Source organism: Streptomyces longispororuber, from assembly GCF_014656095.1.
Lineage (GTDB): Bacteria > Actinomycetota > Actinomycetes > Streptomycetales > Streptomycetaceae > Streptomyces > Streptomyces longispororuber.
On the sequence record NZ_BNBT01000033.1, the window covers coordinates 55,878 to 64,979 of the forward strand.

General features: G+C 74.5%; 5 protein-coding genes. 4 read left to right on the forward strand and 1 reads right to left on the reverse strand.

The annotated features are described in order from the left end of the window. Positions 1-1,579 precede the first annotated feature (1,579 nt). From IE330_RS13660 to IE330_RS13670, 3 genes are all read left to right on the forward strand, one after another. Positions 1,580-2,404, forward strand: coding sequence for a purine-nucleoside phosphorylase (locus IE330_RS13660; RefSeq protein ID WP_190136235.1), 825 nt, complete (start codon positions 1,580-1,582; stop codon positions 2,402-2,404). Between the two features lie 49 nt (positions 2,405-2,453). Further along, positions 2,454-4,112, forward strand: a complete 1,659-nt coding sequence (locus IE330_RS13665; protein WP_190136236.1) for a phospho-sugar mutase — start codon at positions 2,454-2,456, stop codon at positions 4,110-4,112. Positions 4,113-4,283: 171 nt separating this feature from the next. After that, a complete protein-coding gene (locus IE330_RS13670) occupies positions 4,284-5,504 on the forward strand; it encodes a glycosyltransferase family 39 protein (RefSeq protein ID WP_190136237.1) in 1,221 nt (406 codons plus the stop codon). A gap of 306 nt (positions 5,505-5,810) precedes the next feature. Here IE330_RS13670 and IE330_RS13675 read toward each other — a convergent pair whose 3' ends face one another. Further along, on the reverse strand, positions 5,811-6,455 hold the full coding sequence (locus tag IE330_RS13675; protein WP_190136238.1) for a PH domain-containing protein: 645 nt from the start codon (positions 6,453-6,455) through the stop codon (positions 5,811-5,813). Positions 6,456-6,662: 207 nt separating this feature from the next. On the opposite strand from IE330_RS13675, the gene IE330_RS13680 reads away from it, so the two are divergent. Then, entirely contained in the window at positions 6,663-8,999 is a 2,337-nt protein-coding gene (locus IE330_RS13680; protein ID WP_190136239.1) for a glycosyl hydrolase family 18 protein, read from the forward strand. Positions 9,000-9,102 lie beyond the last annotated feature (103 nt).

Genomic DNA, 9,102 nt, shown 5'->3' on the forward strand with positions numbered 1-9,102 from the left:
CGGCCGTGTCCCGCCGCCCCGGGGCGCACGTCTCCCACCCGCCCACCCGTGACCACCCCAGCGACTCGCCCGGCCCCGACCTAGCGGCTTTACCGCCGTCGTCCCCATGCCGCCGCTCCGCGACGGATCTCACCCACCCGCCCACCCGTGACCACCCCAGCGTCGCCCGCCCGACCCCGACCTAGCGGCTTTACCGCGCCGTCGTTCCCGTCCCGCCGCTCCACGGCACATTCACCCACCCGCCCACTCGTGCTGCCCCAGCGTTGCCTGCCGGGCTCCGGCCTGGCGGCTGACCCGCGGTTGTCTTACGCCGCCGCTCCGCAGCGCATGGCACCCACCCGAACAACCCGGGCCTAGCCTGCGCGGCCCCGACCTAGCGGCTGACGCTCCATCGCCACCTGTCCCGCCACTCTGCGGCGGATCTCTCCCACCCACCCGAACAACCCCGGCGTCACCCGCCCAAGCCCGACCCGGCGACTGACCCTCCGCCGTCCCGCGCCGCCGCTCCGCGGCGAATGTCACCTACCCGCCCACCCGAAAATCCCGGCCTAGCCTGCCCAGCCCCGACCTAGCGGCTGACCCGTCATCGCCACCTGTCCCGCCGCCCCGCGACGGACCTCACCCACCCGCCCACTCGTACAGCCCCGGCGTCGCCCGCCCAAGCCCCACCTGGCGACTGACCCTCTGCCGTCCCGCGCCGCCGCTCCGCCGCGAATGTCACCCACCCGCACAACCCGGGCCTAGCCTGCACAGCCCCGACCTAGCGACTTTCCCGCCGCTGTCCTGTACCGCCGCTCCGCGGCCGATCTCGCCCGCCCACCAGTGCTGCCACAGCGTTGCCTGCCGGGCTCCGGCCTGGCGGCTGGCCTGCCATCGCCCTCGTGCCACCGCTCCACGGCGGATGCCTCCCACCCGCCTACTCAAGCACCCCCCACCCCGGGCCCGACCTAACGACGTTCCGCCGTCGCCCCCGTGCCACCGCTCCGCGGCGGACATCTCCCACCCGCCCGTGACCACCCCGGCGTCGCCCATCCGGTCCCGACCCGACGATTCCCCCGTCGTTCGCCCGGCCGCCCGCCCCTGCAAGGGGCGGACGGGCGGGGGACATCCGCCGCGGAGCGGTGGATCACGGAGAGCCGACAGCCTGGCGGTCGGGGAATCCAGCCCGTCCGGCGTTTGAGGACGAGCGCGGAGCGCGATGCGGGGCCCGAGCGCAGCCCTCCGGCGCCCGAGGCGCGAGGGGGCGCGGGGTTCAGCCCGTCCGGCGTTTGAGGACAAGCGCGGAGCGCGACGCGGGGCCCTGGGCCCAGCCCCGGCCAGCGGTTGAGGCCAGCACGGCTCAGACCCCCGCGCACAGCCCAGCCAGCAGTTCAGGCCAGCGCCGCACGGGCCCCGCGCACAGCCCAGCCAGCAGTTCAGGCCAGCGCCGCACGGGCCCCGCGCTCAGCCCGGCCAGCGGTTGAGGGCAGCGCGGGGCCGCAGGGCGTGATCTGGTTGTGGGAAGTGACAAGAAGGGGTTGCTCAAGCCGTGACCATCGTCATCTACGCGCGTAGGGCGTAACCGGCTACCCTCTTCGGCGTGAACGCTTCAGTTATTCCGGACGACATCCAGGGCGACCCGTACGCCGCCGCCGACGCCGCCGCCACGCGCCTGCGCGAGCTCACGGGCGCCGAGACCCACGACGTCGCCCTCGTGATGGGCTCCGGCTGGGCGCCGGCCGTCGACGCGCTGGGCAGCCCCGACGCCGAGTTCCCGGTCACCGAGCTGCCCGGGTTCCCGCCGCCCGCCGTCGCGGGCCACGGCGGCAAGATCCGCTCCGTCACGGTCGGTGACAAGCGGGTCCTGGTCTTCCTGGGCCGCACGCACTACTACGAGGGCCGCGGGGTCGCCGCCGTCGCGCACGGCGTGCGTACCGCCGTCGCCGCGGGCTGCAAGACCATCGTGCTGACGAACGGCTGCGGCGGGCTGCGCGAGGGCATGCGCCCGGGCCAGCCGGTCCTGATCAGCGACCACCTCAACCTCACGGCGACCTCGCCGATCGTGGGCGCGAACTTCGTGGACCTCACGGACCTGTACTCGCCGCGGCTGCGCGCGCTGTGCAAGGAGATCGACCCCACCCTGGAGGAGGGCGTCTACGCGCAGTTCCCCGGGCCGCACTACGAGACGCCCGCCGAGATCCGGATGGCCCGTACCATCGGCGCCGACCTCGTCGGCATGTCGACCGTGCTGGAGGCCATCGCCGCGCGCGAGGCCGGGGCCGAGGTGCTCGGCATCTCCCTGGTCACCAACCTCGCGGCGGGCATGACCGGTGAGCCGCTCAACCACGAGGAGGTCCTCCAGGCGGGCCGCGACTCCGCCACCCGCATGGGCGAGCTGCTCGGCAAGGTCCTCGGCCGCGTCTGACCCGGCGCCCCGAGTCGTACGACCCCCTTCACGGAGAGGCTGACCACACGTGCAGGACCACGGAGAACTCATCACGCGGGCCCAGGCCTGGCTCGACGAGGACCCGGACCCGGAGACCCGCGAGGAGCTGGCCAAGCTGCTCGCGGGCGCGGACGCGCCGGAGAACCTGGCGGAGCTGGCCGCCCGCTTCGGCGGCACCCTCCAGTTCGGCACGGCGGGCCTGCGCGGCGAGCTGGGCGCGGGCCCGATGCGGATGAACCGCTCCGTGGTGATCCGCGCGGCCGCGGGCCTGGCCGCGTACCTGAAGGGCAAGGGCCACACCGACGGCCTGGTGGTCGTCGGCTACGACGCCCGCCACAAGTCGGCGGACTTCGCGCGGGACACGGCCGCCGTGATGACCGGGGCGGGCCTGCGCGCCGCCGTCCTGCCCCGGCCGCTGCCCACGCCCGTGCTCGCCTTCGCCATCCGGCACCTGGGCGCCGTCGCGGGCGTGGAGGTCACCGCCAGCCACAACCCGCCGCGCGACAACGGCTACAAGGTGTACCTGGGCGACGGCTCGCAGATCGTGCCGCCCGCCGACGGCGAGATCGCGGCCGAGATCGCCGCGGTCGCCGCCCTGGCCGACGTACCGCGGCCGGACAGCGGCTGGGAGGTCCTCGGCGAGGACGTCCTGGAGGCCTACCTGGCCCGTACGGACGCCGTCCTCGCCGACGGGTCCCCCCGCACCGCCCGGACCGTCTACACGGCCATGCACGGCGTCGGCAAGGACACCCTGCTCGCCGCCTTCGCGCGGGCGGGCTTCCCGGAGCCGGTGCTCGTGGCCGAGCAGGCGGAGCCCGACCCGGACTTCCCGACGGTGGCGTTCCCGAACCCGGAGGAGCCGGGCGCGATGGACCTGGCGTTCGCCACGGCCCGCACGGCACGCCCCGACCTCGTGATCGCCAACGACCCGGACGCGGACCGCTGCGCGGTGGCCGTACCGACCGACGCCGGGCGGACCGGGTGGCGGATGCTGCGCGGCGACGAGGTGGGCGCGCTGCTCGCCGCGCACCTGGTGCGGCGCGGGGCGCGGGGCACCTTCGCGGAGTCGATCGTGTCGTCGTCGCTGCTCGGCCGGATCGCCGAGAAGGCGGGCGTCGGGTACGAGGAGACGCTCACGGGCTTCAAGTGGATCGCCCGCGTGGACGGCCTGCGGTACGGCTACGAGGAGGCGCTCGGCTACTGCGTCGACCCCGAGGGCGTCCGCGACAAGGACGGCATCACGGCCGCGCTGCTGGTCACCGAGCTGGCCTCGGAGCTGAAGGAGGAGGGCCGGACGCTGCTGGACCTCCTCGACGACCTGGCGGTGGAGCACGGCCTGCACGCCACCGACCAGCTCTCGGTGCGCGTGGAGGACCTGTCGCTGATCGCGGCCGCGATGCGGCGCCTGCGCGAGCAGCCGCCGACGCGCCTCGCCGGCCTCGCGGTGACGCGCGCGGAGGACCTGACGGAGGGCACGGAGACGCTGCCGCCCACCGACGGCCTGCGGTACGCGCTGGAGGGGGCGCGCGTCATCGTGCGCCCGAGCGGCACCGAGCCCAAGCTGAAGTGCTACCTGGAGGTCGTCGTGCCGGTCGCCGACCGGGCGGGCCTCCCCGCGGCCCACGCGCGGGCGGCGGAGCTGCTCGCCGCGCTCAAGCGGGACCTCGCGGCGGCCGCGGGCATCTGACGGCCGGCACCCGCTCGGGCCGCCCGCGGGCGCGGGAGAAGCGCGCGCGGGGATTCGCCCGTACGGGTGGTTCCGCGCGGCAGTCGGCGCAGCGTGACGGTGCGCTGCCGGTCCCCCAGGAAGGGTCCGACCGGTAGCGCACCGTCACGTTGTCACGCCCCGGGAGCCGCAGTGCCGTACGGACCCCACTCCGCTTCGTCCGGCCTCACCGCCGCCGCGCCGTCCCGCGTCCCGGCGTCCCGCCGGTCCCGTGCCGTCCCGCCGCTGCCGAGGGGGCTGCGCGCGCGGGCGGGCGCCGCCCTGCGGCACGCGGCCCCGGCGCTGCTCGCGTACGCGGCGGTGCGCACCCTGGGCCTGCTCGTGTTCGCCGTGTGGGCGCACCGGGAGCACCGCGGCCTGTGGCACCTGCTCGCCGAATCCTGGGACTGCGACTGGTACTTGAGGATCGCGGCCCACGGGTACGCGCAGACGCTCGGCCACTCCTTCGACACCAACAACCTCGCCTTCTTCCCGCTGTACCCGCTGCTGATCCGGGCGGGCGAGGCGCTGCTGCCCGAGCCGCGCGGCGCGATCGGCCTGGCGGTCGCGTTCGTGTCGTCCTTCCTCGCCGCGTGGGGGATCTTCAAGGTCGGCGACCGGCTGCACGGGCGCCGGGCCGGGGTGCTCCTCGTGACGCTGTGGGCGTGCCTGCCGGTGGCCCTGGTGCAGTGGATGGGTTACACGGAGTCGCTGTTCACCGCGCTCGCGGCGTGGTCCCTGTACGCGGTCCTCACCGAGCGGTGGGTGGCGGCGGGGGCGCTGGCCGCGCTGGCGGGCCTGACGCGCCCGACCGGCATCGCGCTGGCGGCCGCGGTGACCGTGACGGCGGCGCTCGCCCTGCGCCGCCGCTTCTCGGCCGCCGCCGTCACGGGCGCCGTCCTCGCGCCGCTCGGCTGGCTCGGGTACGTCGGCTGGGTGGGGGTCAGACTCGGGCGCTGGGACGGCTACTTCGCGGTGCAGAAGTGGTGGCACAACGAGTGGGACGGCGGTGTCGGCACGCTGCGCTGGATGAAGCGGCTGTTCCTCGTCGAGCGCCCGCAGCTCTTCCTAATGCTGGTCACGGTGGTACTCCTGGGGGCGCTGGTGCTGTTCGCGCTGTCGGTGGCGTCCCGCGCGCAGCCGCTGCCGCTGCTGCTGTTCACGGGCCTGCTGCTCGCCATCGTGCTCGGCTCCAGCGGGGTGTACTTCCCCCGGGCGCGGTTCCTGCTGCCGGGCTTCCCGCTGCTGCTGCCGGTGGCGGCGGCCCTGGCGCGGGCCCGCCGCCGGGTGGTGGTGCCGGTGCTCGCGGGCGCGGCCCTGAGCTCGGCGGCGTTCGGCGGGCACATGCTGTTGGTGTGGCTCGGCCCGCCGTGAGCCGGGCGGGACGGCCGAGGTGCCTCGCCGCCGTACTTCCCTGCCCTCTGCATCCCGGCCGCGACGGCGTGGAATCCGGCCCGTTACCGGGGAGTTGAGGCCCAGTACGGACCCCGGCTGCCACCCGTTGGCGGCCATGCCTCACTATGGAAGCGCTGTCCGACGGCTCCCCACCCCCCCCCCTAGCGGGAGCCGACGGCTTCCGGCGCCCGCCCACCCCCCTGCGCGGCGCCGCCCGGCCGGGCACGGCGGACCTCGTCCCCGTGTCCGGCCGTCCGCGTACTTCCCCGGCGCCCCGCGGCGCGGTCAGCCGATGCCCAGCAGGACCGCGAGCAGCACCGCGCCCGCCGCGGCCGGGGCCAGGATCTCGTAGGCCCAGCGGACGACCGGCTCGCCCTGCGCGGACTCCGCGCCCTCCCGGCGCTCCGCGATCTCCCGCAGGTCGTCCATGGCCTGGTCGCCGGGCGCACGCGTGCCGTCCGGGCCCGCGCCGGGGCGGACCCGGCTGGTGACGGGGTCGTCCGCGGCGACCTGCTGGGCGTGCCGGCGCGCGGCCTTCTTGCGGCCGCGCAGGGAGACGGGGATGGCCCAGAGCTGGTACTTGGTGCCGTCCTGCGTGAAGACCTCGTTGGAGTACCCGGCGCGCAGCCCCGAGACGGCGCCCCAGGGCAGCGTGATCGTACGGAAGGGGTTGCGGACGCGCAGCCGGTCCTCGTTGGCGAACACGGCGGGGCGCAGCGTGTAGGCGACGACGAGCGGCACCGCGAAGAGCAGTCCGGCGAGGGCCACCCAGGGAGTGCTCCCCTCGCCGCGCACCAGGGCGTCGACGGCCAGCCAGACACCGATCACGAGCAGCAGGACGCCCCCGGCGATGGCCGCGTGGGACCGGTGGACGCGGTCCTGGTACGCCGGGGCGGGGTCGGCGGGGGTGGGCTGCGGGTCGCTCGTCATAGGGCTGATTGTGCCTGACGCGTTTCCGTTCCCGGCGTGCGGCAAGGGTGTGGCGATTGGTCCAGACCTAGTACGGTCGAGAGTTGTCATGTACGCCTAACTGTCGTCCGGTACCGGCCCCTCCCACCCGGGCCCCGCGCCCCGGCGGACCGGCACCGCCCGAACCCCCCGGAGGAGACACCCGCACACCCACCCCCGAGGAGAGCCATGGCCCCCACCGCAAGAGGAACCAGGAGAACGCCCGGAGTCTTACGAAGAGCGGCGGCCACCGTCCTGCGCGGCCGGGCGGCCGCGCTGCTCGCGGCCCTGCTGCTGCCCCTGTCCCTGCTCACCGCCCTGACGGCGGCCCCGGCGCACGCGGCGGGGACGCTCACCGCGACCTTCACCACCGAGGGCAGCGGCTCCAGTTGGCAGGGCAAGTACGTCGTCCGCAACAGCGGCTCCGCCGCGGCCTCCGGCTGGACGCTGGAGTTCGACCTGCCGCCGGGCGTCCGCGTCAGCGGGCACACCCACGGCGAGGCCACCGTCTCCGGCAGCCACGTGACGGTGAAGAACGCGTACTACAACGGCCGGGTCCCGGCGGGCGGGACCACCGAGCCGTACAGCTACCAGTTCACGGCGAACGGGCCGCTCGGGACGCCCACGGGCTGCACGGTCAACGGTGACAAGTGCGACGGCTCGCCGGACAGGCCCCCGACCGCGCCCGGCACCCCGACCGTCACCACCGCCACCTCCCGCACGGTCTCCCTCGGCTGGCCCCCGGCCGGGGCGGGCGACTACCCCGTCACGGCGTACGAGGTCCTCAGCGGCGGCAAGGTGGTGGCGACCTCCGCCACGAACAGCGCCACGGTCACCGACCTGACCCCGGCGACCCGCTACACCTTCACCGTCCGCGCCAAGGACCGGCGCGGCAACACCAGCCCGGAGAGCCCGCCGGTGACCGCGACGACGGTCGACCCGGCGACCGACCCGACCCCGCCGACCGCGCCCGGCAATCTGCGCAGCACCGGCAAGACGCAGGTCTCGGCGTCCCTGGCCTGGGAGAAGTCCACGGACAACGTGGCCGTGGCCGCGTACGACGTCTACCGCGGCGGCACGCTGGCGAAGACGGTCCCCGCGTCGGCGACCACCGCGACCGTCGAGGGCCTGACCCCCGCCACCGCCTACACCTTCACCGTGAAGGCGCGGGACACGGCCGACAACGCCTCGCCCGCCTCGAACGCCGTGCGCGTCACCACGGACGACGCGGCCGGGCCCGGCAACCACCTCACGGTCGGCTACTTCGCCCAGTGGGGCATCTACGGCCGCCAGTACTTCGTGAAGAACCTGGACACCTCCGGCGCCGCCGCGAAGCTCGACGTCATCAACTACGCCTTCGAGAACGTCGACCCCGTCAACCACACCTGCCTGGCGGGCGTGACGAAGGGCGTCTCCGGCAACCCGCAGGACCCGGACGAGGGCACGGGCGCGGGCGACGCCGAGGCCGACTACGGGCGCGCCTTCTCCGCCGCGCAGTCGGTGGACGGGGTCGCGGACGACGGCTGGGGCAAGCTGCGCGGCAACTTCAACCAGCTCAAGAAGCTCAAGGCCAAGCACCCGCACCTGAAGGTCGTCGTCTCGCTCGGCGGCTGGACGTTCTCCAAGTTCTTCTCGGACGCGGCCGCGACCCCCGCCTCCCGGGAGAAGTTCGTCAGGTCCTGCGTCGACGTCTGGATCAAGGGCAACCTGCCCGTCCACAACGGCGCGGGCGGCCCCGGCACCGGCGCGGGCGTCTTCGACGGCATCGACATCGACTGGGAGTGGCCGGGCGCGGAGGGCCACCCGGGCAACCACTACAGCGCGGCGGACAAGGACAACCTCACGGCGCTGCTCGCCGAGTTCCGCAAGCAGCTCGACGCCACCGGCGGCGGGCACAAGCTGCTCACCGCCTTCACCCCCGCCGACCCGGCGAAGATCGAGGCGGGCTGGGACATCAGGAAGATCTTCGAGTACCTGGACTTCGCCAACGTCCAGGGCTACGACTTCCACGGCTCCGGCAGCGACAACTCCTGGGAGCCCAAGCGCACCGGCCACCAGGCCAATCTGCACCGCGACGCCCAGGACCCGTACCCCTTCGACTTCAGCGTCGAGAAGGCGATCCAGACGTATCTGGACGCCGGGGTCAACCCGCGCAAGCTGACCGTCGGCTTCCCGTTCTACGGCCGCGGCTGGAAGGAGGTCGCCGACGGCGGCGCCAAGGGCGAGTGGCAGGCGGCGAACGGCGCGGCACCCGGACAGTTCCCGGAGGAGGCGGGCATCAGGGGCTACCACAACATGATGACCAGCGTCCCGAACATGACCGTGTACCACGACGAGCAGTCCGTCTCCACCTACGGCTACACCGGCAACAACGGCCAGTGGTGGAGCTTCGACGACACCTGGTCGATCGGCAGGAAGACGGCCTGGATCAAGTCGAAGGGCCTGCTCGGCGGCATGGTCTGGGAGATGTCCGGCGACACCCCCACCGGCACGCTGATGTCCGCCCTGGACAACGGCCTGAGATAACCCCCCGCACACCGGGTCCGGCCGCCCCTGAGGCGGCCCTGGGGGCGGCCGGGCCCGGGCCGCAGGCAGCCCCGACGGCGGGGCCGCGGCGCATCCGGCGCCG

Bases quoted from the DNA above. Each gene is read 5' to 3' on its own strand.
- IE330_RS13675 (WP_190136238.1), bottom strand. From the start codon at position 6,455: ATGACGAGCGACCCGCAGCCCACCCCCGCCGACCCCGCCCCGGCGTAC.
- IE330_RS13680 (WP_190136239.1), top strand. From the start codon at position 6,663: ATGGCCCCCACCGCAAGAGGAACCAGGAGAACGCCCGGAGTCTTACGA.